Origin of the sequence: Curtobacterium sp. MCSS17_007, from assembly GCF_003234175.2 — a bacterium.
In the GTDB taxonomy this organism is placed as follows: Bacteria; Actinomycetota; Actinomycetes; order Actinomycetales; family Microbacteriaceae; genus Curtobacterium.
The window spans coordinates 1831483-1857654 of record NZ_CP126257.1; the positions used below are offsets into that span (position 1 = coordinate 1831483).

25 protein-coding genes are annotated in these 26172 nt (G+C 70.9%); 2 read left to right on the top strand and 23 right to left on the bottom strand.

The window, feature by feature from the left end; all coding sequences use genetic code 11:
- Positions 1 to 5: 5 nt before the first annotated feature.
- The 14 genes from DEJ22_RS08580 to DEJ22_RS08645 all read right to left on the bottom strand — a co-directional run bounded on the left by DEJ22_RS08580 (position 6) and on the right by DEJ22_RS08645 (position 12551).
- Complete coding sequence (locus DEJ22_RS08580) at positions 6 to 827, bottom strand: PP2C family protein-serine/threonine phosphatase (RefSeq protein WP_258379534.1); 822 nt, start codon at positions 825 to 827, stop codon at positions 6 to 8.
- 53 nt (positions 828 to 880) lie between these two features.
- A complete protein-coding gene (locus tag DEJ22_RS08585) occupies positions 881 to 1573 on the bottom strand; it encodes an FHA domain-containing protein (protein ID WP_111226171.1) in 693 nt (230 codons plus the stop codon).
- A gap of 752 nt (positions 1574 to 2325) precedes the next feature.
- Positions 2326 to 3096: a YaaA family protein gene (locus DEJ22_RS08590; RefSeq protein ID WP_349775162.1), complete on the bottom strand. Its 771-nt coding sequence runs from the start codon at positions 3094 to 3096 to the stop codon at positions 2326 to 2328.
- Positions 3093 to 3356, bottom strand: coding sequence for a F0F1 ATP synthase subunit epsilon (locus DEJ22_RS08595; RefSeq protein ID WP_058729238.1), 264 nt, complete (start codon positions 3354 to 3356; stop codon positions 3093 to 3095). The genes DEJ22_RS08590 and DEJ22_RS08595 overlap by 4 nt, the downstream gene beginning before the upstream one ends.
- Before the next feature lies 1 nt (position 3357).
- A complete protein-coding gene (gene atpD / locus DEJ22_RS08600; protein WP_111226174.1) occupies positions 3358 to 4812 on the bottom strand; it encodes a F0F1 ATP synthase subunit beta in 1455 nt (484 codons plus the stop codon).
- A gap of 48 nt (positions 4813 to 4860) precedes the next feature.
- A complete protein-coding gene (locus tag DEJ22_RS08605; RefSeq protein WP_111226175.1) occupies positions 4861 to 5763 on the bottom strand; it encodes a F0F1 ATP synthase subunit gamma in 903 nt (300 codons plus the stop codon).
- Positions 5764 to 7392 carry a F0F1 ATP synthase subunit alpha gene (gene atpA / locus DEJ22_RS08610; protein WP_111226176.1) on the bottom strand — a complete coding sequence of 543 codons (1629 nt, stop codon included), beginning with the start codon at positions 7390 to 7392 and terminating at the stop codon, positions 5764 to 5766. It abuts the gene before it with no gap.
- Positions 7393 to 7501: 109 nt separating this feature from the next.
- Positions 7502 to 8296: a F0F1 ATP synthase subunit delta gene (locus DEJ22_RS08615; RefSeq protein WP_111226177.1), complete on the bottom strand. Its 795-nt coding sequence runs from the start codon at positions 8294 to 8296 to the stop codon at positions 7502 to 7504.
- A 2-nt stretch (positions 8297 to 8298) separates the two neighbouring features.
- The gene (locus tag DEJ22_RS08620; protein WP_111226178.1) at positions 8299 to 8853 is read right to left on the bottom strand and encodes a F0F1 ATP synthase subunit B; all 555 of its coding nucleotides are present in this window, start codon (positions 8851 to 8853) and stop codon (positions 8299 to 8301) included.
- Between the two features lie 9 nt (positions 8854 to 8862).
- Positions 8863 to 9099, bottom strand: coding sequence for an ATP synthase F0 subunit C (gene atpE / locus DEJ22_RS08625; protein ID WP_027465781.1), 237 nt, complete (start codon positions 9097 to 9099; stop codon positions 8863 to 8865).
- Between the two features lie 56 nt (positions 9100 to 9155).
- Positions 9156 to 9941: a F0F1 ATP synthase subunit A gene (gene atpB, locus DEJ22_RS08630; RefSeq protein ID WP_111226179.1), complete on the bottom strand. Its 786-nt coding sequence runs from the start codon at positions 9939 to 9941 to the stop codon at positions 9156 to 9158.
- 179 nt (positions 9942 to 10120) lie between these two features.
- Entirely contained in the window at positions 10121 to 10657 is a 537-nt protein-coding gene (locus tag DEJ22_RS08635; protein WP_111226180.1) for a Cg1360 family ATP-synthase-associated protein, read from the bottom strand.
- Positions 10654 to 11880, bottom strand: a complete 1227-nt coding sequence (locus DEJ22_RS08640; protein WP_111226181.1) for an MraY family glycosyltransferase — start codon at positions 11878 to 11880, stop codon at positions 10654 to 10656. Before DEJ22_RS08640 ends, DEJ22_RS08635 begins: the two co-directional genes overlap by 4 nt.
- Positions 11877 to 12551, bottom strand: a complete 675-nt coding sequence (locus tag DEJ22_RS08645; RefSeq protein WP_111226182.1) for an L-threonylcarbamoyladenylate synthase — start codon at positions 12549 to 12551, stop codon at positions 11877 to 11879. Before DEJ22_RS08645 ends, DEJ22_RS08640 begins: the two co-directional genes overlap by 4 nt.
- A gap of 36 nt (positions 12552 to 12587) precedes the next feature.
- On the opposite strand from DEJ22_RS08645, the gene DEJ22_RS08650 reads away from it, so the two are divergent.
- Positions 12588 to 13241, top strand: a complete 654-nt coding sequence (locus DEJ22_RS08650) for an HAD-IA family hydrolase (RefSeq protein ID WP_181430673.1) — start codon at positions 12588 to 12590, stop codon at positions 13239 to 13241.
- 35 nt (positions 13242 to 13276) lie between these two features.
- Here DEJ22_RS08650 and prmC read toward each other — a convergent pair whose 3' ends face one another.
- From prmC to argS, 9 genes are all read right to left on the bottom strand, one after another.
- On the bottom strand, positions 13277 to 14152 hold the full coding sequence (gene prmC / locus DEJ22_RS08655) for a peptide chain release factor N(5)-glutamine methyltransferase (RefSeq protein WP_111226438.1): 876 nt from the start codon (positions 14150 to 14152) through the stop codon (positions 13277 to 13279).
- Between the two features lie 20 nt (positions 14153 to 14172).
- Entirely contained in the window at positions 14173 to 15255 is a 1083-nt protein-coding gene (gene prfA, locus DEJ22_RS08660; protein WP_111226184.1) for a peptide chain release factor 1, read from the bottom strand.
- A gap of 3 nt (positions 15256 to 15258) precedes the next feature.
- Positions 15259 to 17445, bottom strand: a complete 2187-nt coding sequence (gene rho / locus DEJ22_RS08665; protein ID WP_111226185.1) for a transcription termination factor Rho — start codon at positions 17443 to 17445, stop codon at positions 15259 to 15261.
- A 177-nt stretch (positions 17446 to 17622) separates the two neighbouring features.
- Entirely contained in the window at positions 17623 to 18579 is a 957-nt protein-coding gene (gene thrB / locus DEJ22_RS08670; protein WP_111226439.1) for a homoserine kinase, read from the bottom strand.
- A 32-nt stretch (positions 18580 to 18611) separates the two neighbouring features.
- Positions 18612 to 19691, bottom strand: coding sequence for a threonine synthase (gene thrC, locus DEJ22_RS08675; protein WP_111226186.1), 1080 nt, complete (start codon positions 19689 to 19691; stop codon positions 18612 to 18614).
- 50 nt (positions 19692 to 19741) lie between these two features.
- Positions 19742 to 21061, bottom strand: a complete 1320-nt coding sequence (locus tag DEJ22_RS08680; protein WP_111226187.1) for a homoserine dehydrogenase — start codon at positions 21059 to 21061, stop codon at positions 19742 to 19744.
- 46 nt (positions 21062 to 21107) lie between these two features.
- Entirely contained in the window at positions 21108 to 22517 is a 1410-nt protein-coding gene (gene lysA / locus DEJ22_RS08685) for a diaminopimelate decarboxylase (protein WP_111226188.1), read from the bottom strand.
- A 75-nt stretch (positions 22518 to 22592) separates the two neighbouring features.
- Positions 22593 to 23348: an LmeA family phospholipid-binding protein gene (locus DEJ22_RS08690; RefSeq protein WP_111226189.1), complete on the bottom strand. Its 756-nt coding sequence runs from the start codon at positions 23346 to 23348 to the stop codon at positions 22593 to 22595.
- A 442-nt stretch (positions 23349 to 23790) separates the two neighbouring features.
- Positions 23791 to 25461, bottom strand: a complete 1671-nt coding sequence (gene argS, locus DEJ22_RS08695) for an arginine--tRNA ligase (RefSeq protein WP_111226190.1) — start codon at positions 25459 to 25461, stop codon at positions 23791 to 23793.
- A 59-nt stretch (positions 25462 to 25520) separates the two neighbouring features.
- Between argS and DEJ22_RS08700 the strand changes: the two genes are divergently transcribed.
- Positions 25521 to 26093 carry a hypothetical protein gene (locus DEJ22_RS08700; RefSeq protein ID WP_111226191.1) on the top strand — a complete coding sequence of 191 codons (573 nt, stop codon included), beginning with the start codon at positions 25521 to 25523 and terminating at the stop codon, positions 26091 to 26093.
- Positions 26094 to 26172 lie beyond the last annotated feature (79 nt).

Consider the following 26172-nt stretch of genomic DNA (forward strand, 5'->3'; position numbering starts at 1 on the left):
GGGTGTCAGTGTCGTGGGAGCGTGTCCTCGACGTCGGCGTCGGCAGGAGCGCCGTCCACCTGGACGACGACGACGGTGACGTTGTCGCGACCACCGGCGACGACCGCGTCGCCGACCAGTCGCTCGGCGAGGGCCTGGGCGGAGGGGACGCGGGCGGCGATGCGGCCGATGCCGACGTCACCGAGCTCCTTCGTCAGCCCGTCCGAGCAGATGACGTACCGGTCCCCGGCACGCAGCGGGAGCGTCCACCAGTCCGGCTCCGGCGGCTCGCCGAACCCGACGGCGCGCGTGATCACGTTGCTGTCCGGGTGCTGCTCGGCGTCCTCGGCCCGGAGCAGGCCCGCGTCGACCATCTCCTGCACCACGGAGTGGTCGACCGTCACGCGGTGGAGGGATCCACCCTCGATGCGGTAGGTCCGGGAGTCCCCGACGTTGAAGACGAGCGCGGCTGGTTGTCCCTGCCCGGCAACCAGCGCCACGCCGGTCACCGTGGTGCCCGCACCGAGCGCGTTCCCGCCGGCCGCTCGTTCGATGTCCGCGGTGGCCAGCAGCAGCGCCCGCTGGATCTGCTGGCGTGTGGTGAACGGGCCGTCGGACACCTGGTCGAGCCGCCGGACGACGGCGTCACTCGCTCGGTCCCCCGCCAGGTGGCCGCCCATGCCGTCGGCGACGACGAAGAACGGTGCCCCGACGAGGTAGCTGTCCTCGTTGTGGTCGCGGCGCCTGCCGACGTCGGTCGCGGCGCCCCAGGAGAGCGTCAGGGGGGTGCCGTCGGCACCGGGGACGTCGATGGCGTGCTCGGTGGCAGCTCGGCCGAGTTCGGTCACGGTTTCAGGGTCGCTCTCTGGAGGTCGGGGGGGCGTGCCGGTCGGTCGGTCCGTCAGGGGACCGAGGGGAACGGTGGGAGGACGTCGTCCGGTCCGACCCGGAGGTGCGGCGACAGGAACTCGATGACGTTGCCGTCACCGATCTCGACAACCGTACCCGTCAGGACGACCACCGACGCACCCGACGCCATCCGGAACGGTGCGGCTCCGGGTGGGCGGACGACCGTGCCGTTGGTCGACCGGAGGTCGTCGACGACCGCGGCCTCACCCTCCGCGTGCACGAGCAGGTGTGACGACGAGACCTCGCCGTTCGGCGAGGAGACCGCGATCAGCAGCGGCTCCGCACCCGTGACCACCCGGGGCGACGCGGGTCTCCGGCCCACGACGACCGGGCGGTCCAGGCGGAGGACGCGTCCGCCGAGCCGGATCGACGGCACGCGGGCGCGCGCGGTCCCGACCGTCGGCGCGGGTGCCGCGGGGACGGGTCCGACGCTGGCCCCGCGCACGACGGTGTCGCCGGAAGCGTCGGCCGCCACCGTGTCGAGCGTCGGCGCCGTGCGGGCGCGCGGACGGATGACGGTGTCGCCGAACGGATCGCCGTCCACCGACACGGAGGTGCGTGGACGGACGACGGTGTCGTCGGGACCGGGTGCGGACCGGTCGTCGTCCCTGTGCGGCACCGGGCGCGGACGCACCACCGTGTCGTCGACATCGTCCTCGCGCACCGGCTCTGCCTCCATGGTCATCCCACCGTAGACGATCCGGTCCGCCCCGTGTGGCTCCCCCACCACGCCGGCGCGTAGCCGGACCGCACGGCTCGGAGCACCAGCCAGGCGAGGGGGTCGTCGGACCGGGCGTCGAGCGCGTGCCGTGCACGCACCTCTGCCCGCGCAGACGAGCCGACCGCCCACGCGCACCACGATCCGAGGGCGAGTGCACCCGCCGCTCCGATCGCGACGTCACCCGGAGGTGCGCCGTCCGCCCGCCACGAGCGCCAGGCCGCCGCGCACCGGTCTCCGGCAACACGCAACCGGACCCGGTCCGGCGCCGGTCCGGAACCGCCGAGCGCGGGCGGGGTCGGGTCGCGGAACGGGTCGAACGGCACCACACCCCGCGGGTCCGGACCGCGGGGGTCGGCCAGGAAACCGATCAACGCGAACCGGGTCGCGAGGGCGCCGCACGCCGTCACCACGACGACGGCGCTCCGGCGGTCGACGCGGTCGGCGGGCTCCCCGGCCGACGACGATGCGACGAGGACCCCACACGCGGCCCGGAGGGTGACGGCTGCCGCGATCTCGCGGGGGTACCGCCCCGGGGTGGACGGGCGTGCCCGGCTCCTCTGGTCCGGGCTCGGCTGGTCCTGTGTGGTCTGGTCCGGTCTCGACTGATCGTGTCTCGCAGAGGTCATGCCCGAGATCGTGACGGACAGGCAGCCCGACGGATCGCAGAGCGCCGCCACCCTGTGCAGGATGGACGGCGAGGACCCTCCTGTGCAGGATCAATCCCGCACGGCCTCAACGCTCTCCGCGACCAGGTCCCAGCCGTCCGCGGTCCGCTCGACGATCACGTCGTGCGACCGGGCCCACGCGACGAGCTCGTCCATGTCGGCGATGTCGGCCGAGGTCCGGCCGAGCAGCGCGACGAGGCGCCCCTTCGCCGTCTTGTTCCAGTGGTTGAGCGCCCTGCGCCGCCCGCCGTCGTCGATGCTGACGACCCGGAGTGCCACCGCGTCGGGCACGGGGCCGAGGGCACGGTACCCCTCGGACCGCAGGTCGAGGACGAGACCGTCCGACCGCGCTCCGAGCGCGCCGGACGCCGCCGACGGCCAGTGCTTCGCGAGCCGGAGCCCCCCGAGACGCGAGTCGTGCGACAGGCGGTAGGCCGGGATGCGGTCACCGGCACCGATGGGTCCGAACATCGCGGACTGGACCACGACGTGTGCAGACCACCAGCGACGGGTCGCCTCGTCCGCTCCCTCGACACGGAGCGGGTCGTACAGCACCCCGGTGTACCGCTCGATGGCCGGCATCGTCGGCGACGTCTCCAACTCGAGGTTCCGGAGGCGCTCCCCGATCGACTTCGGGCCGAGCTTCAGCGCCGTCCGCGCGGAGGACTCCTCGGAACTGACGGAGCGGGCCGCGGTGATCACCGCGGCCCGCTCGTCGGCCAGTTCCGGGAAGGACAGCGCACCCAGGTCGAGGGTCCGGGTCCGGTCCCCGCCCTCCCGCTTCGTCTCCGAGGGCGGGAGGAGGACGGTCAGTCCGGTCAGGACGCCAGCGCGGCCTGCCGCGCCACGATCGTGACCGTGTCGTGCTCGACCGACAGGAAGCCGTCCTCGGCGTCCGCGGTCACCGTCGAGCCGTCGGCCCGGGTGATGCGGACCTGCCCCTGCGCGAGGGTGGCGAGCAGCGGCTCGTGCCCCGCGAGGATGCCGATCTGGCCCTCCGTCGTCCGTGCGACGACCATGGTGGCGTCGCCCGTCCAGACCTCGCGGTCCGCCGAGACGACGCTCACGGTGAGTGCCGCCATGTCAGCGGTTCTCCTTCTGGATCTGCGCCCACTTCTCTTCGACGTCGTTGATGCCACCGACGTTGAAGAAGGCCTGCGTGGCCACGTGGTCGAACTCGCCGTCGGCGATCGCGCGGAAGGACTCGATCGTGTCCTTGAGCGGGACCGTCGAACCCTCGACACCCGTGAACTTCTTGGCCATGTACGTGTTCTGCGAGAGGAACTGCTGGATACGACGAGCGCGCTCGACCGTGATCTTGTCCTCCTCGGAGAGCTCGTCGACACCGAGGATCGCGATGATCTCCTGCAGCTCCTTGTTCTTCTGCAGGATCTGCTTGACGCGCGTCGCGGTCTCGTAGTGGTCGGCACCCAGGTACCGGGGGTCCATGATCCGCGACGTGGAGGTCAGCGGGTCGATGGCCGGGTACAGACCCTGCGACGCGATCTCGCGCGAGAGCTCGGTCGTGGCGTCGAGGTGCGCGAACGTGGTCGCCGGGGCCGGGTCGGTGTAGTCGTCAGCCGGCACGTAGATCGCCTGCAGCGAGGTGATCGAGTGGCCACGCGTCGAGGTGATGCGCTCCTGCAGCACACCCATCTCGTCGGCGAGGTTCGGCTGGTAGCCCACCGCGGAGGGCATGCGGCCGAGCAGCGTCGAGACCTCGGAACCGGCCTGCGTGAAGCGGAAGATGTTGTCGATGAAGAGGAGCACGTCCTGCTTCTGGACGTCGCGGAAGTACTCCGCCATCGTCAGCGCCGACAGGGCCACGCGCAGACGCGTTCCCGGCGGCTCGTCCATCTGGCCGAACACGAGGGCGGTCTTGTCGAAGACACCCGCCTCTTCCATCTCACCGATGAGGTCGTTGCCCTCACGGGTGCGCTCGCCGACACCGGCGAACACCGAGACACCACCGTGGTCCTGCGCGACGCGCTGGATCATCTCCTGGATGAGGACGGTCTTGCCGACGCCCGCACCACCGAAGAGGCCGATCTTGCCACCCTGCACGTACGGCGTGAGGAGGTCGATCGACTTGATGCCGGTCTCGAACATGGTGGTCTTCGACTCGAGCTGGTCGAAGGCCGGGGCCTTGCGGTGGATCGGCCAGCGCTCGGTGATCTCGAGCTTCTCGTCGGTGTTCAGCACGTTGCCGAGCACGTCGAAGACCTTGCCCTTGGTGACGTCGCCGACGGGGACCGAGATCGGGGCGCCCGAGTCACGGACCTCCTGACCGCGGACGAGACCGTCGGTCGGCTTCAGCGAGATGGCGCGGACCAGGTCGTCGCCCAGGTGCTGCGCGACCTCGAGGCCGATCTCCTGCGACTGGTCACCGATGGAGACCGTCGTGTGCAGGAGGTTGTAGATGTCGGGGATGGCGTCGTGCGGGAACTCGATGTCGACGACGGGACCCGTGACACGGGCGATCCGTCCGACACCGGGCGCCGACGACGTCTCGACCGCGGTGGTGGCGGTGTCGGTCATGGCGTGTGCCTTCCTGAGGGGTGGTATCTGTCCGCGAACGTTCGCGGACTACTTCTTCTTCGACGAGAGGGCGTCGGCGCCGCCGACGATCTCGGAGATCTGCTGGGTGATCTCGGCCTGACGCGCGTTGTTCGCGAGCCGGGTGAACTCGTTGATGAGCGAGTCGGCGTTGTCGCTCGCAGACTTCATGGCCTTCTGACGGGCGGCGTGCTCGGAAGCGGCCGACTGCAGCATGGCGTTGAAGATGCGGCTCTCGATGTACACCGGGAGCAGCGCGTCGAGGACGGCGTCGGCGTCGGGCTCGAACTCGTAGAGCGGCAGGGGCTCGCCGTCCGACGGCTCCTCCACACCCTCGACGACCTCGAGCGGGAGCAGGCGCACGACCTGCGGCTCCTGCGTCGCCAGGCTGATGAACCGGTTGAAGACGATGTGGATCTCGTCCACGCCGCCCTCCGCCGTGTCCTGGAGGAACTTCGACACGACCGCGTCGCCGATCTCCTTGGCCGTCGAGAACTCCGGCTGGTCGGTCCCACCGATCCACTGCCGCTCGGACGGACGCTCGCGGAACGCGAAGTACCCGACCGACTTGCGGCCGACGAGGTAGAAGACGACGTCCTTGCCCTCACTGCGGAGCAGCGAGGCGAGCTCCTCGCCCTGCTTGAGGACGTTGGTGCTGAACGCACCGTTGAGACCGCGGTCGGACGTGAACAGGACGACCGCCGCACGGGTCGACGTCTCCGGCTCCGTGGTCAGCACGTGGTCGACGTTCGAGAACGTGGCCACGGCCGACACGGCCCGCGTCACGGCCCGCGAGTACGGGCCGGACGCGGCCATGCGGGCCTGCGCCTTCTGGATCCGCGACGCCGAGATCAGCTCCATCGCGCGGGTGACCTTCTTCGTGGTCTTCGCCGACTTGATGCGCTGTCGGTAGACCCGGACCTGGGCTGCCATCTAGCGACGACCCTTGACGATCTGCTCCTGGTCGACGTCCTCGGCGTCCGCCGCGTCGAACTGCTCCGAGCCGAGCGTCTTGCCGTCGCTCGTCTGGAAGCCCTTCTTGAAGGCGTCGATCTCGCGGTCCATCGCGGCGACGGTGTCGTCGCTGAGCTGGTTGGTCTCGCGGAGGGTGGTCAGGACGTCGGAGTTGCGACGCAGGTGCTCGAGCAGCTCGGCCTCGAAGCGGAGCACGTCGGAGACGGGCACCTCGTCGAGCTTGCCGTTCGTGCCGGCCCAGATCGAGACGACCTGCTCCTCGACCGGGTACGGCGAGTACTGCGGCTGCTTGAGGAGCTCGGTCAGGCGGGCACCACGGTCGAGCTGGCGACGCGACGCCTGGTCGAGGTCGGACGCGAACATCGCGAACGCCTCGAGCGAGCGGTACTGCGCGAGCTCGAGCTTGAGCGTGCCGGAGACCTTCTTGATCGACTTCACCTGAGCGTCACCACCCACGCGGGACACGGAGATGCCCACGTCGACGGCCGGACGCTGGTTCGCGTTGAACAGGTCCGACTGCAGGAAGATCTGGCCGTCGGTGATGGAGATCACGTTGGTCGGGATGTAGGCCGAGACGTCGTTCGCCTTGGTCTCGATGATCGGAAGACCCGTCATCGAACCGGCGCCGAGGTCGTCGGACAGCTTCGCGCAACGCTCCAGCAGGCGGGAGTGCAGGTAGAAGACGTCACCCGGGTAGGCCTCGCGGCCCGGCGGACGACGCAGGAGGAGCGACACCGCACGGTAGGCCTCGGCCTGCTTCGACAGGTCGTCGAAGATGATCAGGACGTGCTTGCCGCCGTACATCCAGTGCTGGCCGATGGCCGAACCGGTGTAGGGGGCGAGGTACTTGAAGCCAGCCGGGTCGGAGGCCGGGGCGGCGACGATGGTGGTGTACTCCATCGCGCCGGCGTCCTCGAGCGCACCCTTGACGGAGGCGATCGTGGAACCCTTCTGGCCGATCGCGACGTAGATGCAGCGGACCTGCTTGTCCTCGTCGCCCGACTCCCAGTTGGCCTTCTGGTTGATGATCGTGTCGATCGCGATGGCCGTCTTGCCGGTCTGGCGGTCGCCGATGATCAGCTGACGCTGGCCGCGGCCGACCGGGATCATCGCGTCGATCGCCTTGATGCCGGTCTGGAGCGGTTCGTGGACCGACTTGCGGGACATGACGCCCGGTGCCTGGAGCTCGAGGGCGCGGCGGCCCTCGGCCTGGATCTCGCCGAGACCGTCGATCGGGTTGCCGAGCGGGTCGACCACGCGACCGAGGAAGCCGTCGCCGACGGGGGCCGACAGGACCTCTCCGGTGCGGGTGACCTCCTGGCCCTCTTCGATGCCGCCGAACTCGCCGAGCACGATCGCGCCGATCTCGTCCTCGTCGAGGTTCTGCGCGAGACCGAGGGTCCCGTCCTCGAAGCGGATGAGCTCGTTCGCCATGACGCCGGGGAGGCCCTCGACGTGTGCGATGCCGTCACCGGCGTCGGTGACGTGCCCGACCTCGGCCGTGGAGGCCTTCGTCGGCTCGTAGTTCGAGACGAAGTCCTTCAGGGCATCACGGATCTCATCGGGGCTGATGGTGATGTCTGCCATGGGATTTTCCTTGTTGGTTTCCGGGGCCCTTCGGCTCCGAGAGGGTGATGCTGCCCGGTGAGGGACAGTTCCCGTTGTGGACTTGGAGGAGTCGGCTTCGACGGTACGCTCAGCCGGCCAGCTGGAGCCGGAGCTCCGACAGGCGCGTGGACACCGTGCCGTCGATGACGTCGCCACCGACCTGCACGCGCACACCGCCGACGACCGTGGGGTCGACGACCTGGTTGACGCTGACGTCCTTGCCGTACCGCTCGGCGATGCCACGGGCGACGCGTGCCGCCTGGCCGTCGGAGAGCGGCGTCGCGGTGATGACCGTCGCGACGACCTTGCCGGCCTGGTCGGCCACGATGCGCGAGGCGTCACGGACGATCTCACCGATGCGGCGGCCACGGGGCTGCTGCACGAGGTGCTCCAGGATCGCGGTGGTCTGCGGCGAGACCTTGGAGCCGACGAGGCGCTGCACGAGCGCCCCCTTCTCCGCCGGGCTGCCGAGCTTGGTGCCGAGCGCCAGCTCGAGCGCCGCGTCCGAACGGACCGCGGTCTCGAAGGTGAACAGCTCGGCCTCGATCGACGTCTCCGCCGATGCGGTCCGGGCGACGGCGCGGATGCCCGCGTCCTCGATGCCGGCGAGCAGGTCTTGCTGCGAGGACCAGCGCGAGCCGGCCACCGCGGTCAGGACGGCACGCGTGGCGTCCGATTGACCGCCGAAGACACGGTCGATGACCGCCTTCTTGCCGACGACGTCCGCGGTCGGGTCGGCCAGCAGACCGAGCAGCTGGGGCGCCCCGGCGATCGCACGCCCTGCGGCGAGGATCTCGACACCCGTGCCGAGCTGGACGGCGTCGCCGAGGTCGGCGAGCACCGCCCGCGTCGACGCGAGCGCTTCCCTGGTGGCGCTGCGCATGCTCAGCGCTCCCCGGCCGTCTGGCCCTGCGACGCCTCGAGATCGGCGAGGAAGCGGTCGACGACCGCAGCCGACTTCGCGTCGTCCTTCAGGGACTCCCCGATCACACCGGAGGCGAGGTCGAGGGCGAGGGTGCCCACCTCGCTCCGCAGCGACTGGAGCGCGCTCTGCCGCTCGGCCTCGATCTGCGCCTGGGCGTTGGCGGTGATGCGTGCTGCATCGGCCTGCGCCTGCTCGCGGACCTCGTTGCCGATCGCGGTGGCGTCGGCACGGGCCTGCTCACGGATGCGCGAGGCCTCGGCACGCGCGTCCGCGAGCTGCTTGTTGTACTCGTCGAGTGCAGCGGCGGCCTGCTCCTGAGCGGCCTCCGCCTTCTTGATGCCACCCTCGATGGCCTCGGTGCGCTCATCGAGCATCTTCGTGATGCGCGGCGTCACGACGCGCCACATCACGAGGAAGATGATGACGAAGGCCACCGCGGACCACACGATGTCGTACACCGGTGGGATCAGCGGATTGTGGGTCTCCTCCGCCGCGATGATGAGTGCAGTCTGCATCGAGAAGCCTTAGTTGGTGAAGATGAAGTACGTCGCGATACCGATGAAGGCCAGGGCCTCCGTGAAGGCGATACCGATGTACATGAGGGTCGTCAGACGGCCCTGGAGCTCCGGCTGGCGAGCGACGGACTCGATCGTCTTGCCGACGACGATGCCCACGCCGATGGCCGGACCGATCGCGGCGAGGCCGTAGCCAACCGTTGCGATGTTGCCGTTGATCTCCGCGAGAACGGTCGTTGCGTCCACGTGTTTTCCTTTCGAGTGCGGCCCGACGGATGTCGTGCCGTATGGGGGTCAGTAGGTCAGTGCTCGTCAGCCAGCGCGAGCTGGATGTACACAGCGGTCAGCAGCATGAAGACGTACGCCTGCAGCAGCGCGACGAGGATCTCGAAGAAGCTGAACGCGATGCCGAACGCCAGGGTCCCGACACCGAAGAGCTTGAAGAGGCTCTCGGCGTCGAAGAAGAAGAACCAGGTGGCCGAGAAGAAGAGCACCAGGAGGAGGTGACCCACGACCATGTTCATGAGGAGTCGCAGCGTCAACGTCACCGGACGGAGCACGAAGGTCGAGACGAGCTCGATCGGCGTCACGATGATGTAGAGGTACCACGGCACACCGGGCGGGAAGAGCGCGTTCCGGAGGAACGTGCCCGGGTGCTTGCGCAGACCCGCGTAGATGAAGGCGACGTAGGCGACGATCGCGAGGATCATCGGCATCGCGATGCGGCTGGTACCGGCGATGTTCATGAACGGGATGAGACCCGTCAGGTTCATGAAGAGCACACCGAAGAAGATGGTGGCGAGGAGCGGCAGGAAGCGCTTGCCGTCCTTCTCACCGAGGTTGTCGAAGGTGTTGCGACGGACGACGTCGAACGCGTACTCGATGAAAGCCTGTCCGCGGTTCGGGACCAGCTTCAGCGCGCGCGTCCCGACGAACGCGAAGACGAGCAGCACGGCCACCGCGAACAAGCGGATGAGGACGATGCGGTCCATCTCGATCGGGGTCCCGGCGAAGAAGATCGGGTCCGGGAAGAACTCGTTGATCGACGGACCATGGAATTCGGCGGCCTTGCTGCTCCCCGCCGCCACGGTGTTGGCCGCGGCGGTGAGGGACAGGGGAAGAGCGTGGGATAGCAGCGCTGTCTCCTGTGTCGGCGCGCGCACACACGGCACGCGATGGTGGACTTTGTGGAGGCTCGTCCGCTCCGAGCGAGGCTCCGGACGCGGACTTCGAGAAGCCTATCAGGTGCGAGAGGCTTCTCGGGCTCTCAGGGGCGGGGGGTGTCGCTCCCAGCGTCGGCGGAGCCGCCCGACGCGGATCGCGACCCTTCGGCAGCGGCGTCACGGCCGGCGCGCGCGACGTCGCCGGGCAGGCTCACCCCGATCGGGATGCGGGCCTTGGCGACGGCGACGACGTCGATCACGAGCGATCCGACGACGCCCGCGATGATCACCACGGCGAGCACCGGGAAGTCCACCCAGGTGCGGTCACGCAGCGCGACGAGGACGACCAGGAACAGCACGAACTTGAGGATCCAGGTGCCCATCACGATGCCGAAGAAGGCGCCCGAGATCATCTGGCCCTTCGACACCCGGAGGGCCACCAGCACGAAGACGGCCGTGAGTCCGAGGAACACCACGCTGAGCACCGCCCCCAGCAGCCCGCCCACGAGGCCGGGGGTACCCGCGACGACGAGTCCGACGACTCCGCCGACGACGGCGAGGGCGACGGCGAGCACGGCTGCCCAGAGGAGGATCCGGCGGAAGACCGGCCGGACGTGGTCGAGGGCGTTCGGTGCGGTCACGAGGGGTCTCCAGGGATCGAGCGGTCGTTGGCGGCACGGTCGAGCGGGTCGAGGCTGGCGTCGACCACGCTGTTCGAGCGGGTGGCGGCCTGCGCGACGAACTCCGCGCGCTTGCGGCCGAGCGGGGCGAAGGTCGCGACCGCGCACACGGTGAAGCCCACGGCGACGAACGTCACGACCCAGTACCACTCCACGAACAGGAACAGCAGGCAGCCGAAGGCGACCGTCGCCGTCCACGCGTAGAAGATGAGCACCGCGTGGAAGTGCGAGTGGCCCATGTCGAGCAGGCGGTGGTGCAGGTGCTTCCGGTCGGCCGAGAACGGCGACTTGCCCGCGCTCAGGCGGCGGGTCACGGCGAGGCCGAAGTCGAGGATCGGCACGATCAGGATCGCGAACGGCAGCAGGATCGGGATGAACGCCGGCAGCAGGGCCTGACGGGTCTGGATCACCGCGGGGTCGATGTTGCCCGTCACCGAGACCGCGCTCGTGGCCATCAGGAACCCCACGAGCAGCGCCCCCGCGTCGCCCATGAAGAGCTTCGCCGGGTGCCAGTTGAGGACGAGGAACCCGCAGCAGGCGCCCACGAGCACCGCTGTCAGCAGCGACGGCAGGTTGAAGAAGAACTCCGTCTGCACGACCACGCGGTTGATGAAGAAGGTGTACAGGAAGAAGACGCCCCCGGCGATGATCGCGACGCCGGCGACCAGCCCGTCGAGACCGTCGATGAAGTTCACGGCGTTCATCACGAGCACCACTGCGAGCACGGTGAAGATCAGGCTCATGTAGGACGAGCCGACACCGAGCGTGTTGCCGATCGGCAGTGACACGATCGCCACGCCCTGCCACGCGAGGATGCCGGCAGCGATGATCTGCCCCGCGAGCTTCGTCATCCAGTCGAGGTCCCAGATGTCGTCGACGACCCCGAGCACCACGATGATGGTCGCGCCCGCGAGCACCGCGATCACGCGCCCCGGCTCCGAGAACACCAACCGGAAGTAGTCGGTCCCCGCGATGGACGGGAACAGGAACCACGCCGCGAGCAGCGACACGATCACGCCGAGGTACATGGCGATGCCGCCGAGCCGCGGGGTGGGCGTCCGGTGCACGTCGCGCTCACGGACCTTCGGGTACCAGCCGTACCGCAGTCCGAGCTTCCACACGGCCCAGCTGCACACGAAGCTCACGACGGCCGCGATGGCCCCCGCGAGCAGGTAGTACTTCACGTGACGAGGTCGGCTCCGACGACCCGGACGATGTCCTCGTCGGCGATCACCCCGTGCCGGACGATCGTGAGCTTCCCGCCCGTGGACAGCCCCGTGGCGTCGACGATCGTGGAGCCCGTCGAGGCCGCGAACCCGTCGTGCAGCGCGAGCGGGCCACCGTCGAGGTACACCGACACGCTGTCGCCGAGCATCGACTCGGCCCGGTCGACGTCCATCGCGGCGGGGTCTCCGGTCGAGTTCGCGGACGACACCGCCAGCGGTCCGACCTCCTGCAGGAGTTCGAGCGCGATCCGCGAGTCGGGCATGCGCAGGGCGACGGTCCCCCGGGTCTCCCCCAGGTCCCAGTCGAGCGACGGCTGCGCACGGAGGATCACGGTGAGCCCGCCCGGCCAGAACTCGTCGACGAGGTCGCGGACCTGCTGCGGGATCTCGGTCGCGAGCGCCTCGAGCGTCGGCGGTCCGGGGATCAGGACGGGGGGCGGCGACTGCCGCGTGCGGCCCTTCGCGTCGAGCAGGCGCTGGACGGCGCTCGCGCTGAAGGCGTCCGCCGCGACGCCGTACACGGTGTCGGTGGGGACGACGACGAGTTCGCCCCGTCCGAGCGCGGCACGTGCGAGCCGCATCCCGGTCAGGAGCCCGTCGGGGTCGGTGCAGTCGTATCGGGAGGCCATGACTCGACGATGATAGTGCGCCACAATGGTCACATCGTGAACGAGACGCCCGCGCCCCGACTCCTGTTCCTCTTCGACATGGACGAGGTGCTCGTCCGGTACGACTGGCGCGTCCGGATGGCGGCCCTCGCGGAGTACACCGGGCACACCTTCGACGAGCTCCGTCGACGCTGGTGGGACTGCGGCGACGAGGCCCGGGCCGAGGCCGGGCACTTCGCGGACGGTGACGCCTACCTCGCTGCGTTCACCGCGGCCGTGGAGTGCGACGTGCCGGAGGACGACTGGGCCCGCATCCGCGGTGCGGCGATGACCGAACTGCCCGAGCGCATCGAGGCGGTCCGGATCGCGGCCGAGCACGGCCGCGTCGGTCTGCTCACGAACAACGGGCCGCTCGCCGGACGGTGGATCCACCGCTGGGCGCCGTCGCTGCCCCCGCTGTTCGGCGAGCACCTGGACACGACGAGCAACTTCGGCGCCCGGAAGCCCGAGCCCGAGGTGTTCGAGCGCGCACTCGCCCACCACGGCTTCCCCGCCGAGCGCACGTTCTTCGCCGACGACATGCCGGTCAACGTCGAGGCGGCCCGCGGCGTCGGCATCCACGCGGTGCTCGTCGAGGAGCACACCGACCTGCGTGCGGCGGTCCGCGCCTTCGTCACGGCACAGCAGGCCGCAGCGACGGCCGTCGCCTGACCGGAGGACGGCCAGGAGGCCCTGCCCGGTTCCGCCTAGCGGGTCGCGGTGGTCGTGCGGTCGCGCCCCGTCAGGTCGACGTGCGTCTCCGGGGACCGGAACCCCCGCCGTGCGAGCACCTCGCGCACGCCCGCGCCCTGCTGCTCCGCGTGCTCGATGACGAGCAGGCCGCCGGGGACGAGCAGCCGCCAGGCCGTCCCGGTCAGGGCGCGCACGGCGTCGAGGCCGTCCGCTCCCCCGTACAGCGCGAGCGCGGGGTCGTGGTCACGGACCTCGGGGTCGACCGGCACCATGTCGTCGGGCACGTACGGGGGATTCGACACGACGACGGACACCGTACCGTCGAGTTCCGGCAGGGCGTCGGCGAGGTCGCCCTCGACGAGCCGCACGGTGCCGCCGTGCGCTTCGACGTTGCGTCGCGTCCACGGCAGCGCCTCGGGCGACCGCTCGACGGCGTACACCACGGCGTTCGGCACCTCGGTGTCCATCGCGATGGCGATGGCACCGCTGCCGGAGCCGAGGTCGACCGCCACGGGCGTCGGGACCGCGGTGGCGCGGAGCGCGTCGATGCCGAACTGCACGACGCCCTCGGTCTCGGGCCGCGGCACGAAGACGCCCGGACCGACCGACAGGGTCAGCGCCCGGAAGTGCGCCTCTCCCGTGATGTGCTGCAGCGGCTCGCGCGTCGTTCGACGCGCCACGGCCTGCCGGAAGCGCTCCACGTGCGCGCCGGCGATCGCGCCGCCGGTGAGTGCCCGGGCCTGGACGGCACCCCGGGAGGTGTCCGTGGCCCAGGCGAGCAGGAGTTCCGCGTCCACCTGCGGCGTCGGCACGCCGACAGCACCGAGCGCCGCGGCCGCCTCCCTGAGGAGCCGGTCCGCGGCGAAGGTGCCGTGCGTGTCGGACGTGATCCGTGCCTCCGGGCCGGTGATCAGGCGTCCTGGTCGCCGATGGCGGCCAGTCGGGCCTCTTCGTCCGCCGAGATCGCGGACTGGATGACGGGCTCGAGGGCGCCGTTCATCACGCGGTCCAGGTCGTACGCCTTGTACCCGGTGCGGTGGTCCGCGATGCGGTTCTCCGGGAAGTTGTACGTACGGATGCGCTCCGACCGGTCCATGCCGCGGATCTGCGACTTGCGCGCGTCCGACGCGATGGCGTCGAGCTCCTCCTGCTGCTTCGCGAGGATGCGGGCACGCAGGACGCGCATCGCCGCCTCGCGGTTCTGCAGCTGGGACTTCTCGTTCTGCATGGCCACCGTGATGCCCGTGGGCAGGTGGGTGATGCGGACCGCGGAGTCCGTCGTGTTGACCGACTGACCGCCGGGACCGGACGACCGGTACACGTCGATCTTCAGGTCGTTCTGGTTGATCTGCACCTCTTCGGGCTCGTCGACCTCCGGGAAGACGAGCACGCCCGTGGTCGACGTGTGGATGCGGCCCTGCGACTCGGTCGCCGGCACACGCTGCACGCGGTGCACGCCGCCCTCGTACTTGAGGTGCGCCCAGACGCCCTGCGACGGGTCGGTCGCGTTCGACTTGATGGCCACCTGGACGTCCTTGTAGCCGCCCAGGTCGGACTCGGTGCGCTCGAGGAGCTCGACCTTCCAACCCTTCGACTCGGCGTAGTGCGAGTACATGCGCAGGAGGTCGGCCGCGAACAACGCCGATTCCTCGCCGCCCTCGCCGCCCTTGATCTCCATGATGACGTCACGGCCGTCGTCCGGGTCGCGCGGGATGAGCAGTCGGCGGAGACGCTCCTGGCGCTCCGACAGCTGTTCCTCGAGCACGGGGACCTCGTCCGCGAAGGCCTCGTCCTCGCGGGCGAGCTCCTGGGCGGCGGCGAGGTCGTCCCCCGCCGCCTGCCAGGCCTCGTACGCGGCCTTGATCTGGCTGAGCTCGGCGTACCGCCGGTTCACCTTCTTGGCCCGGGCCGCATCGGCGTGGAGCGCGGGGTCCGACAGCTGCTGCGTCAGGTCCTCGTGTTCCGCCAGCAGCCCCGACACCGACTCGAACACGCCCTACTCCTGGTGACCGTTGTGGTGGCCGCCGGTCGTCGGGACCGACTTCTGCACCTGGACCAGGAACTCGACGTTCGACTGCGTCTCCTTGAGGTTCCGGAGGACGACGTCGAGCGCCTGCTGCGGGTCGAGGCCCGCGAGCGCACGGCGGAGGCGCCACGTGATCTTGACCTCGTCGGCGGAGAGCAGCTGCTCCTCGCGACGAGTGCCCGAGGCGTTGATGTCCACGGCCGGGAAGATCCGCTTGTCGGCGAGGTGCCGGTTGAGGCGGAGCTCCATGTTGCCGGTGCCCTTGAACTCCTCGAAGATCACCTCGTCCATCTTCGAACCGGTCTCGACCAGCGCGGTCGCCAGGATGGTCAGCGAGCCGCCGTCCTCGATGTTGCGCGCGGCGCCGAAGAAGCGCTTCGGCGGGTAGAGCGCGGCCGAGTCGACGCCGCCGGAGAGCACGCGGCCGGAGGCCGGCGTCGCGAGGTTGTAGGCGCGGCCGAGACGGGTGATCGAGTCGAGCAGCACGACGACGTCGTGGCCGAGCTCGACCAGGCGCTTCGCGCGCTCGATGGCGAGCTCGGCGACTGTGGTGTGGTCCTCGGCGGGACGGTCGAAGGTCGAGGCGATGACCTCGCCCTTCACCGAGCGCTGCATGTCGGTGACCTCTTCGGGCCGCTCGTCCACGAGGACGACCATGAGGTGCGCCTCGGGGTTGTTCTTCGCGATCGCGTTCGCGATGGCCTGCAGGACGACGGTCTTGCCGGCCTTCGGCGGCGAGACGATGAGACCGCGCTGACCCTTGCCGATCGGTGCGACGAGGTCGATGATGCGCGTCGAGAGCTTCTGCGGCTCGGTCTCGAGACGGAGGCGCTCGTTCGGGTACAGCGGCGTGAGGTCCTGGAAGTCGACGCGTGCCGCTGCCTCGTCCGCGGTCTGCCCGTTGACGGTGTCGACCTTGACGAGCGCGTTGTACTTCTGGCGGCTCTGCTGCTCGTTGTCCCGCGGCTGCTTGATCGCGCCGACCACCGCGTCGCCCTTGCGCAGGTGGTACTTCTTCACCTGGCCGAGCGACACGTACACGTCGCTCGGACCCGGCAGGTACCCGGTCGTGCGGACGAACGCGTAGTTGTCGAGGACGTCGAGGATGCCCGCGATCGGGATGAGGACGTCGTCCTCGGTGATCTCCGGCTCGAACTCGTCGTTCTGACCACCGCGGCCGCGCTTGCGGTCGCGCTGGCGGCGCCCGCGGCCGGTCTCGGCCTCGTCGGCGTGCTGCTGCTGGCCGTTCTGCTTCTGCTGGCCGTTCTGCTGCTGGCCGTTCTGCTTCTGCTGACGGTCGTCCTGCTTCGCGTCGCCGGACTTCTGCTCGTCCTGCTTGCCACCCTGCTTCTGCTGCTGACCGTTCTGCTGGCCGCCCTGCTGGTCGCCGCTCTGCTGCTCGGCGCCCTCGGCGTTCTGCCCGCGGCCACGACCGCGACCCCGGCTGCGACGACCACGGCGCGAACCGCTCTCGCCCTGCTGGTCCGCCTGGTCGTCCTGCTCCGGGGCGGACGTGGGCTGCTCCGTCGAGGCACCGCGCGCCTCCTGGCCGGCGTCCTGCTGCGGCTCGTCCTGCTGGGCCTGCTGTGCCGTGTCCTGGCCACCGCGACGACCGCGACGGCGACCGGCCTGTGCGGCCTCCTCGGCGTCCTTCTCCGCACGCACCTGGTCGAGCCCCGCGAGCAGGTCCTCGGTGCCGGTGTGCCCGTGGTTCGTGTGCTCGGCGGCCGAGGTCGGACCGGCGTTCACGGTGCCGCTCGAGGAGGCACGGCGCGACCGACGACCGCGCTGTCCGGCACTCGGCTGCTCGCCGTCGACCTGCTGGCCGTCGGTCTGCTGGCCGTCGGCCTGCGCGGCAGCCGGCTGCTCGGCGGCCGCCGGCTCGGCAGGGGACTGCTCGGACGCCTCGTCGGCGGCCGGCGAGGTCGTCGGGGCGGCCAACGTCGGCTGCTCCGCCGACGCGCCCTGCTCCGCCGCGGGCTCGTCGGTGTCGACGGCGGGACGCTTGTCCTCGATCGACGCGATGAGGTCGCCCTTGCGGAGCTTCGAGAGCCCGGTGATGCCGAGGGAGGAGGCGATGCGCTGGAGCTCCGGCAGGCGGAGTGCGCGCAGGTCGCTGGGGATCTCCACCTGGGTGGAGTCGTTGACGTTCGTCAAGGTCGGTGTTTCCTTTCGAACCGCAGAACGCGGAGAGTTTCCACCGTCCCGGCGCAAGGGTGCGCTTCGACCGCCGTTCAGACGACGGACCGGGATTCGGTGATCTGAAAGAGAGTGCCCCCGCGCACCGGACCCTGCGCCAGCGCGGATGGATCCGGTGCGGATCAGTCCTCGCGCCTACGCTGGATCGGCTTCGAGCGCCGAGTGCGGCACCACTGTAGCACCACCGAGGTCGACGGCCAGCATGAGCGCCCGCCAGTCGGACTGCGCGTGTCGAGCGACCAGGTCGGCCGCGGTGAGACGCTGCGACGGGTCGCTCCCGAGCACGAGCAGGCTCGGGCCGGCACCCGACACGACCGCGGCGAGCCCGTGCTGTCGCAGCAAGCCGATGAGGGCGTCGGTCTCCGGCATGGCGCTCGCACGGTACGACTGGTGCAGGCGGTCCTCGGTGGCGGCCAGCAGCAGCTCCGGGCTCTGGATGAGCGCCGCGACGAGCAGCGCCGAGCGCGACACGTTGAACGCGGCGTCCTCGTGCGGCACGCTCGCGGGCTGCAGGGACCGCGCGAGCTTCGTCGACAGGGTCGACGTCGGCACGAAGACCACGGGCGAGACACCACGGTGCACGAGCAGTCGCTTGACCGCAGGGCCCTCGGCCGTCATCCACGCGATCGTCAGGCCGCCGAACAGCGCCGGTGCGACGTTGTCGGGGTGGCCCTCCATCTCGGTCGCCAGGGTGAGCAGCGTCGACGCGTCGAGGTCGACGACCCCCTGGAGCAGGCCGCGGGCCGCCATCAGCCCGGCGACGATCGCCGCGGCCGACGAGCCCATGCCACGGCCGTGCGCGATCGCGTTCACGGCGTGCAGCTCGAGCCCGGGCTGCTCCACACCGGCGTGCTCGAGGCCACGTCGGACGGCCTGCACCACGAGGTTCGACTCGTCGGTGGCGACCTCGCCGGCGCCGACGCCCTCGACGGTCACGGTCGCACCGGGCTCCGGACGGACGCGGACGACAACCTCGTCGTAGACCGACAGCGCCAGACCGAGCGAGTCGAACCCGGGGCCCAGGTTCGCGGAGGTCGCCGGGACCCGTACACGGACCGCCCGTCCGGCCGGTACAGCACTGCGGGCGGTCACGCCCTCCCCCGGTCCGGACGAGCGGTCGACGCTCACGCGGGGCCGACCAGTCCGAGCACCTCGGCGACCGACTTCGTGTCGACCGGGACGCTCGTCGGGGCGACCTCGCCGCCGTCCTCGGTGCGGAGGGCCCACTGCGGGTCCTTCAGGCCGTGGCCCGTCACCGTGATGACGACCTTCGCACCCTGCGGCACGACACCGGCGTCCGCGCGCTCGAGCAGCCCCGCGACGCCGATCGCCGACGCGGGCTCGACGAACACGCCGACCTCGGCGGACAGGATGCGGTGCGCGGCGAGGATCCCCTCGTCGGTGATCGCACCGAAGTAGCCGTCGGTCTCGTCGCGTGCCTCGAGCGCGTACTGCCACGACGCCGGGTTGCCGATGCGGATGGCGGAGGCGATGGTGTCCGGGTGACGGACTACCTCGCCGGAGACGATCGGCGCCGAGCCGGCGGCCTGGAACCCGAACATGCGCGGCATCCTCGTCGAGCGGCCGGCGGCGACGTCCTCGCGGTAGCCGCGGGAGTACGCCGTGTAGTTACCCGCGTTGCCGACCGGCAGGAAGTGGAAGTCCGGGGCGTCGCCCAGCACGTCGACGACCTCGAACGCGGCCGTCTTCTGGCCCTCGATGCGGTCGTTGTTGACCGAGTTGACCAGGTGCACCGGGTAGTTGGCGGCAAGGTCGCGGGCGATGTCGAGGCAGTCGTCGAAGTTGCCCTGCACCTGCAGCAGCTGGGCGTCGTGCGCCACGGCCTGGCTGAGCTTGCCCATCGCGATCTTGCCCTCGGGCACGAGCACCGCGGCGGTGATGCCGGCGTGCGTGGCGTACGCGGCGGCCGAGGCGCTGGTGTTGCCGGTCGACGCGCAGATGACGGCCTTCGCACCGTGCTCGACGGCCTTCGAGATCGCCATCGTCATGCCGCGGTCCTTGAAGGACCCGGTCGGGTTCATCCCCTCGAACTTCACGTACACGTCGGCGCCGGTGCGCTCGGACAGCCGACGGGCCGGGATGAGCGGGGTCCCGCCCTCGCCGAGGGTGACGACGGGCGTCGCCTCGGTGACGTCGAGGCGGTCGGCGTACTCGCGCAGGACTCCCTGCCACTGGTGGGCCATCAGGCTCTCCTTGTTCGGTGTTGTGCAGTCGGGTGCGGACGGTGCGGGGCTCAGGCCCCGACGACCCGCAGGACGCTGGTGATCTCGACGACGACGTCCTCGTTCCGGAGCGCGACGACCGTGGCGGCCAGGTCGGACTCGCGGGCGAGGTGCGTGCCGATGACGAGGTTCGCGGTGCCGGCAGTGCCGTCGCCCGGGTCGGTGGCGGCGGTCTGCTCGACGGTCTCGACGCTGACGCCGTGCTTCGCCAGGACGCCGGCGACGGTCGACAGCACGCCCGGGGCGTCGGCGACGTGCAGCGTGATCTGGTAACGCGTGCGGACGGTGCCGATCGGGAAGACGGGCAGTGCCGACTGGGTCGACTCCGCGATGCCCGGGCCCCCGATGACGTGACGGCGGGCCGCCGACACCAGGTCGCCGAGCACGGCGGACGCGGTCTCGACACCGCCGGCACCGGCACCGTAGAACATGAGGTCGCCAGCGGCCTCGGCCTCGACGAACACGGCGTTCTTCGCGCCGTGCACGCTCGCGAGGGGGTGCGACTCCGGGACGAGCGCCGGGTAGACACGGGCGCTGACGCCCTCGACGCCGGACTCGTCCGTCAGGCGCTCGGCGGTGGCCAGGATCTTCACGACGTAGCCGGCCTTGCGCGCGGCGCGGACCTGCTCGATCGTGACGGCGGTGATGCCCTCGCGGTGCACGGCGGCGAGCGGCACCGAGGTGTGGAACGCGAGGGAGGCCAGGATCGCGGCCTTCTGCGCGGCGTCGTAGCCCTCGACGTCGGCGGTCGGGTCGGCCTCGGCGTACCCGAGCTCGGTCGCGGTGGCGAGAGCAGCCTCGAAGGTCGAGCCCTCGCGGTCCATCAGGTCGAGGATGAAGTTCGTCGTGCCGTTGACGATGCCCATGATGCGCTCGATGCGGTCACCCGCGAGCGAGTCGTGCAGCGGCCGGATGATCGGGATCGCCCCGGCGACGGCAGCCTCGTAGTAGAGCTGTGCACCGACCTGCTCGGCGGCAGCGAAGAGCTCGGGACCGTGCGTCGCGAGGAGCGCCTTGTTGCCGGTGACGACGTCCGCGCCGGACTGCAGCGCCTGCAGCACCAGGGTGCGCGCCGGCTCGATGCCGCCGATGAGCTCGACGACGATGTCCGCGCCGAGGATCAGCGACTGCGCGTCGGTCGTGAAGAGCTCCTTCGGCAGGTCCACGTCACGCGGCGCTCCGAGGTCCCGCACCGCGATGCCGACGAGCTCGAGGCCGGCACCGGCCCGTGACGCCAGCTCGTCGCCGTGCTCGAGGAGCAGGCGCGCCACCTGGGAACCGACGGAGCCGGCTCCGAGCAGCGCGACGCGGACGTTGCGGTATTCGATCATGTGGTGCGCATTCCTGTGGGTCGAGCGTCAGCCCGGTCGGTCGGGGTCAGCGGCCGGAGCCGGCGACGACCCCCGTGTCGCGGGCGAGCAGGTCGTCGATCGACTCGCCACGGACGAGGATACGGGCTGCGCCGTCCGCGACCGCGACGACCGGCGGGCGTCCGACGTGGTTGTAGTTGCTGGCGAGCGACCAGCAGTACGCACCGGTGGCGGCGACGGCGAGCAGGTCACCCCGGTGCACGTCACCCGGCAGGTAGTCGTCGTTGACCACGATGTCGCCCGACTCACAGTGCTTGCCGACGACCCGGGTGAGCACCGCCGGGGCGTCGGAGGCCCGGGCGAGCCGCGCCGTGTAGTCGGCTCCGTACAGGGCCGGCCGCGGGTTGTCGCTCATGCCGCCGTCGACCGAGACGTACGTCCGGGTCGCCGACGAGCCGTCGTCGGTCTCGAGCGTCACGGGCTTGATCGTGCCCACCCGGTAGAGCGTCAGCCCGGCGGGACCGACGATGTACCGGCCGGGCTCGACCGCGATCTCGGGGACCGGGATGCCGCGTTCTGCGCAGGCATCGGCCACGATCGTCGCGAGGGCGTCGGCGACGTCCTCCGGCGCGAACGCTTCGTCAGCCTCGGTGTAGTCGATGCCCCAGCCCCCGCCGAGGTTGAGCTCCGGCACCGGACCGGACGCCACGAGTTCCGCGTGCACGTCCATCAGGCGGCGGGCGGCCTCGCGGAAGCCGGACTCGTCGAAGATCTGCGAACCGATGTGCGAGTGCAGCCCGACGAACGCGAGCGACGGCTCCGCGCGGACGGCGGCGGCGGCCTCGGCTGCTTCGGTGAGGGGGATGCCGAACTTCTGGTCCTCCCGCGCCGTGGCGAGGTACTCGTGGGTGGAGGCGTGCACGCCGCTGTTGATCCGGATGCGGACGCGCTGCACGGTGCCCGCGTCGGCGGCCGCACGGGCGACGCGCCCGATCTCCTCGTGGCTGTCGAGGACGATCGTGCCGAGGCCCACCTCGACCGCCCGGGCGATCTCGGCGTCGGACTTGTCGTTGCCGTGGAACCCGAGGAGCGCGGGGTCCGCTCCCCCGGCCAGCGCCACCGCGAGCTCGCCCGCGGTGCACACGTCGATCCGCAGACCGGCCTCGGCCATCCACGCGGCGACCTGGGTCGTGAGGAACGCCTTCGCCGCGTAGTAGACGTGGGCGCGGGTGCCGATGCGTCCGAACGCCTCGGTGAATGCGGTGCGCACCCGCGCTGCGCGCGCCTGCACGTCGTGTTCGTCGACCACGTAGAGCGGCGAGCCGAACTGCGCGACGAGGTCGGACGCGGTGATCCCGCCGACGACCAGTTCGCCGTCGTCGGTGCGCGTCGCGGAGGCCGGCCAGATCCGCGCGGTCAGGGCGGACGCGTCGGCCGGGAACCGCAGCCGCGGCGGGGCAAGGGGGTTCGCGCTCACGGGACCCGATCCTACCGAGCCCGGCCGACCCTCCCGTCCGGTGTTACGCCGACCGTCGGTCGGAGCTGCTGCCCCTCAGTCGCAGCGGCCGACCGTGCGGAGGCCCTGCTCGGTGAGCGGCAGCGACTCGGCGGTGACCCGCACGGTCGCCTGCTCCGCGCTGATGTCCAGCGACCGGATGCGCAGCTGCTCGGGCAGGAACTGCGCGGTGCAGACCCGGACGGGGACGTTCGTGACCCCGGGGATCGAGTCGACCTCGAGGCCCAGGGCGGAGTTCGTGATCCGCACGTTCTGCGGGGTGATCGTCACGCCACGGCCGTCGCGCTGCGTCACGACGTCGCCCGTCGCCGCGTACGTGATGTCGAAGCCGAGCACCGCGGTGGAGCCCGACAGCTCGACGCCGTCGTCCACGAGCCGCAGCCGGTCGAAGAGCGGGCTGTACTTCGCGAGGTCCTTGACACTCGAGGCGGCGAGCGTGACGTGACCGTCGACGTCGTGCACGTCACCCACGCCGTCGACGGGGACGTCGTGCGCCGTGACGTCCGCTGCGAGCGGGATGCCGTCGACCGTCAGGCGGTCCGACGTGATGTCGACGCGGTCGAGCGTGCCGGCGAGCAGCTGCGGGATGACGATGCCGTCGGCGTGGGCGGTCACCTCGCCGGTGGCACCCTCGGGCAGGGACTGCTCGACCTGGTCGGCGATGATCCGGTCCACGACGCCGCGGAGGACGAACTCCGCGACGACCACGAGTGCGGCGAGCACGAGCACCAGGACGACGAGGACGACGGGCCAGCGACGGCGCTTCCGGGTGGGCTCGGTGGCTGCGGACATGACTCCCACCCTGCCAGGCTCCCCCGGCAGCCCGCCTGGGAGGCGCGGTTGCGCCCGGTCGGCGCGACGGCGCGGTTGCGCCCGGTCGGCGCGACGGCGCGGACGCGCGCGTGCGCCGGATGGGCGTGGGGCGCAACCGTCTTCGGCCGGGAGGCGCGTGGCGGGGCCGCCCTGCGCCTCCCGTCCGCCCGTTCCTTCCCATGACCGTCGCGATGGTCGGTGGTTTCGGGCGTACCTGGTGCTCCGGAACCCCCCCCGGTACGCTCGGAACCGCCTGGTACGCCCGGAACAGCCCGGCGGGCCAGGCGGGCCAGGCGGGCCAGGCGGGACCAGCGGGACCGCCCGCGGCTCCACCGGCGAGGCGTGCTCGCGCCGCGCCGGGCGCCGGCACGGCAGCGCCGCGCCGGGCGCCGGCGAGGCAGCGCAGCCCAGGGCGACGGCGCTACATGCGCTCGGGCGCGCTCACCCCGAGGAGGCCGAGACCGTTGCGGACGACCTGGCCGGTCGCGTCGTTCAGCCAGAGGCGCGTGCGGTGCAGGTCCGTCACGGCCTCGTCGCCGAGCGGCGTCACGCGGCAGGCGTCGTACCAGCGGTGGTAGAGCCCGGCGAGCTGCTCGATGTACCGCGCGATGCGGTGCGGCTCACGGAGCTCGGCCGCCTGCCGCACGACGCGCGGGTACTCGGCGAGGGCCCCCAGCAGGGCGCCCTCGGTCTCGTGGGTGAGCAGCGACGCGTCGAACGCCGAACGGTCGACCCCGGCCGAGGCGGCGTTGCGGGCGACGGACTGCGTGCGGGCGTGGGCGTACTGCACGTAGAAGACCGGGTTGTCGTTGGTCCGCTTCGTCAGCAGGTCGAGGTCGATGTCGATCGACGTGTCGCTCGCGAACCGCACGAGCGCGTAGCGGCCGGCATCGACACCCACGGCGTCGACGAGGTCCTCCATCGACACGATCGTGCCGTTGCGCTTCGACATGCGGAACGGCTGGCCGTCCTTGAGCAGGTTCACCATCTGGCCGATGAGGATCTCGAGGTTCTTGCCCGGCTCGTCGCCGAACGCGGCGCACATGGCCATCATCCGACCGACGTAGCCGTGGTGGTCCGCACCGAGCATGATGAGGTTCCGCTCGAACCCGCGCTCGCGCTTGTCGAGGTAGTACGCCAGGTCGCCCGCGATGTACGCCGGCTGCCCGTCGGACTTGATCACGACACGGTCGCGGTCGTCGCCGAAGTCGGTCGTGCGGAGCCAGAGCGCACCGTCGGCCTCGTACATCTTACCGAGGGACTGCAGCCGCTCGATGGCACGCTCGACGGCCTTCGACTCGTGCAACGAGTTCTCGTGGAAGTACACGTCGAAGTCGACCCCGAAGTCGTGCAGCGACGACTTGATGTCGGCGAACATGAACTCGACGCCCTCGCGGCGGAAGACTTCCTGCGCCTCGTCGCGCGGCAGGTCACGGACGTCGGTGCCCGCGGGCAGGGTCGCGATGACGCGCGCCGCGATCTCGCCGATGTACGCACCGCCGTAGCCGTCGTCCGGCGTGGGCTCCCCCAGCGCCGAGGCGACGAGCGACCGGGCGAAGCGGTCGATCTGCGCGCCGTGGTCGTTGAAGTAGTACTCGCGCGTGACGAGGCCGCCCTGCGCCTCGAACACGCGGGCGAGCGAGTCACCGACGGCAGCCCAGCGGACGCCGCCCATGTGGATCGGGCCGGTCGGGTTGGCGGAGACGAACTCGAGGTCGATCGACACGCCCTCGTACAGGTCACCGTGCCCGAACGCGACCCCCTGGTCGACGATCGTGCGGGCGATCTCGCCGGCTGCGGCGGCCTCGAGCGTGATGTTGATGAAGCCGGGACCGGCGACGTCGACCGAGGCGACACCGTCGAGCTCGGTCAGCTCGCCGGCTATCTCGGTCGCGAGCTCGCGCGGGTTCGTGCCGAGGCGCTTCGCGAGCTGCATCGCCGCGTTCGACGCCCAGTCGCCGTGCGCACGGTTCTTCGGCCGCTCGAGGGCCACGTGGGACTCCCCGATCGTCACGGTGTCGGACGCGCCTCGTCGCTCGACGATCCCGGTCAGGATCGACAGGTACGCGGCGGAGAGTTCGGCAGGAGTCACGAGGGTCGAGTCTACCGGGACGTCCAGGTGCCTCCCGGCCGATGGACCATCATGTCGGGATGACCACCCGCAGCCGTGCCCGGGCGATCACCGTCGCCCTGCTCACCGTGTCCGCGTCCGTCGCCCTGACCGGCTGCACGGGCGGTTCCGACGACACGGCCCCGAGCGCGAGCGCGACCCCGATCGGCACCGCCGTGCGGCAGACGTGCGCCGAGCTGCTGCCCTCGAGCGCCCTCGCGGTCTACGGGACGACCTTCGAGCAGGACACGACGTGGACACCCGCGAAGGGCACGCCGGCCGCGACGATCGCGCACCAGCGTGGTCGGGTCTGCCGCCTCGTCGCCACCGACGACCCGTCGACGACGATCACGCTCGCCGTCGCGCACCTGCCTGAGAAGTCGCTCACGACGTTGAAGGACGCGCTCTACGAGCGCGGCGGCTCCGTCCCGACCTACCGCGTCGAGGGGTACTACGCCCTGGACGACGGCGTCGGCCGCGCGGACGCCTTCCCCGACCCGTACTGGGTCACCACCGAATCGACGCTCTACACCGAGCCGGGCGGGGCGCAGCCCGTGGTGGACGCGGTACGCGCCGTGCTGCAGCCGTCCGCGTCCGCCAGCCCGGCCGGCTGACGCCACCCCGCACCGGACGGGAGGCGCGGTGCAGGCCGGCGCCGTGCCTCCCGTCCGACGGTCGTCGCGACACGGACGC

Excerpts from the sequence above, each read along its gene's own strand:
- DEJ22_RS08585 (WP_111226171.1), bottom strand. The coding sequence starts at position 1,573 with ATGACCATGGAGGCAGAGCCGGTGCGCGAGGACGATGTCGACGACACG.
- DEJ22_RS08595 (WP_058729238.1), bottom strand. The coding sequence starts at position 3,356 with ATGGCGGCACTCACCGTGAGCGTCGTCTCGGCGGACCGCGAGGTCTGG.
- atpD (WP_111226174.1), bottom strand. The coding sequence starts at position 4,812 with ATGACCGACACCGCCACCACCGCGGTCGAGACGTCGTCGGCGCCCGGT.
- DEJ22_RS08605 (WP_111226175.1), bottom strand. The coding sequence starts at position 5,763 with ATGGCAGCCCAGGTCCGGGTCTACCGACAGCGCATCAAGTCGGCGAAG.
- atpA (WP_111226176.1), bottom strand. The coding sequence starts at position 7,392 with ATGGCAGACATCACCATCAGCCCCGATGAGATCCGTGATGCCCTGAAG.
- DEJ22_RS08615 (WP_111226177.1), bottom strand. The coding sequence starts at position 8,296 with ATGCGCAGCGCCACCAGGGAAGCGCTCGCGTCGACGCGGGCGGTGCTC.
- DEJ22_RS08620 (WP_111226178.1), bottom strand. The coding sequence starts at position 8,853 with ATGCAGACTGCACTCATCATCGCGGCGGAGGAGACCCACAATCCGCTG.
- DEJ22_RS08645 (WP_111226182.1), bottom strand. The coding sequence starts at position 12,551 with ATGGCCTCCCGATACGACTGCACCGACCCCGACGGGCTCCTGACCGGG.
- thrC (WP_111226186.1), bottom strand. The coding sequence starts at position 19,691 with ATGGCCCACCAGTGGCAGGGAGTCCTGCGCGAGTACGCCGACCGCCTC.
- DEJ22_RS08680 (WP_111226187.1), bottom strand. The coding sequence starts at position 21,061 with ATGATCGAATACCGCAACGTCCGCGTCGCGCTGCTCGGAGCCGGCTCC.
- DEJ22_RS08690 (WP_111226189.1), bottom strand. The coding sequence starts at position 23,348 with ATGTCCGCAGCCACCGAGCCCACCCGGAAGCGCCGTCGCTGGCCCGTC.
- DEJ22_RS08700 (WP_111226191.1), top strand. The coding sequence starts at position 25,521 with ATGACCACCCGCAGCCGTGCCCGGGCGATCACCGTCGCCCTGCTCACC.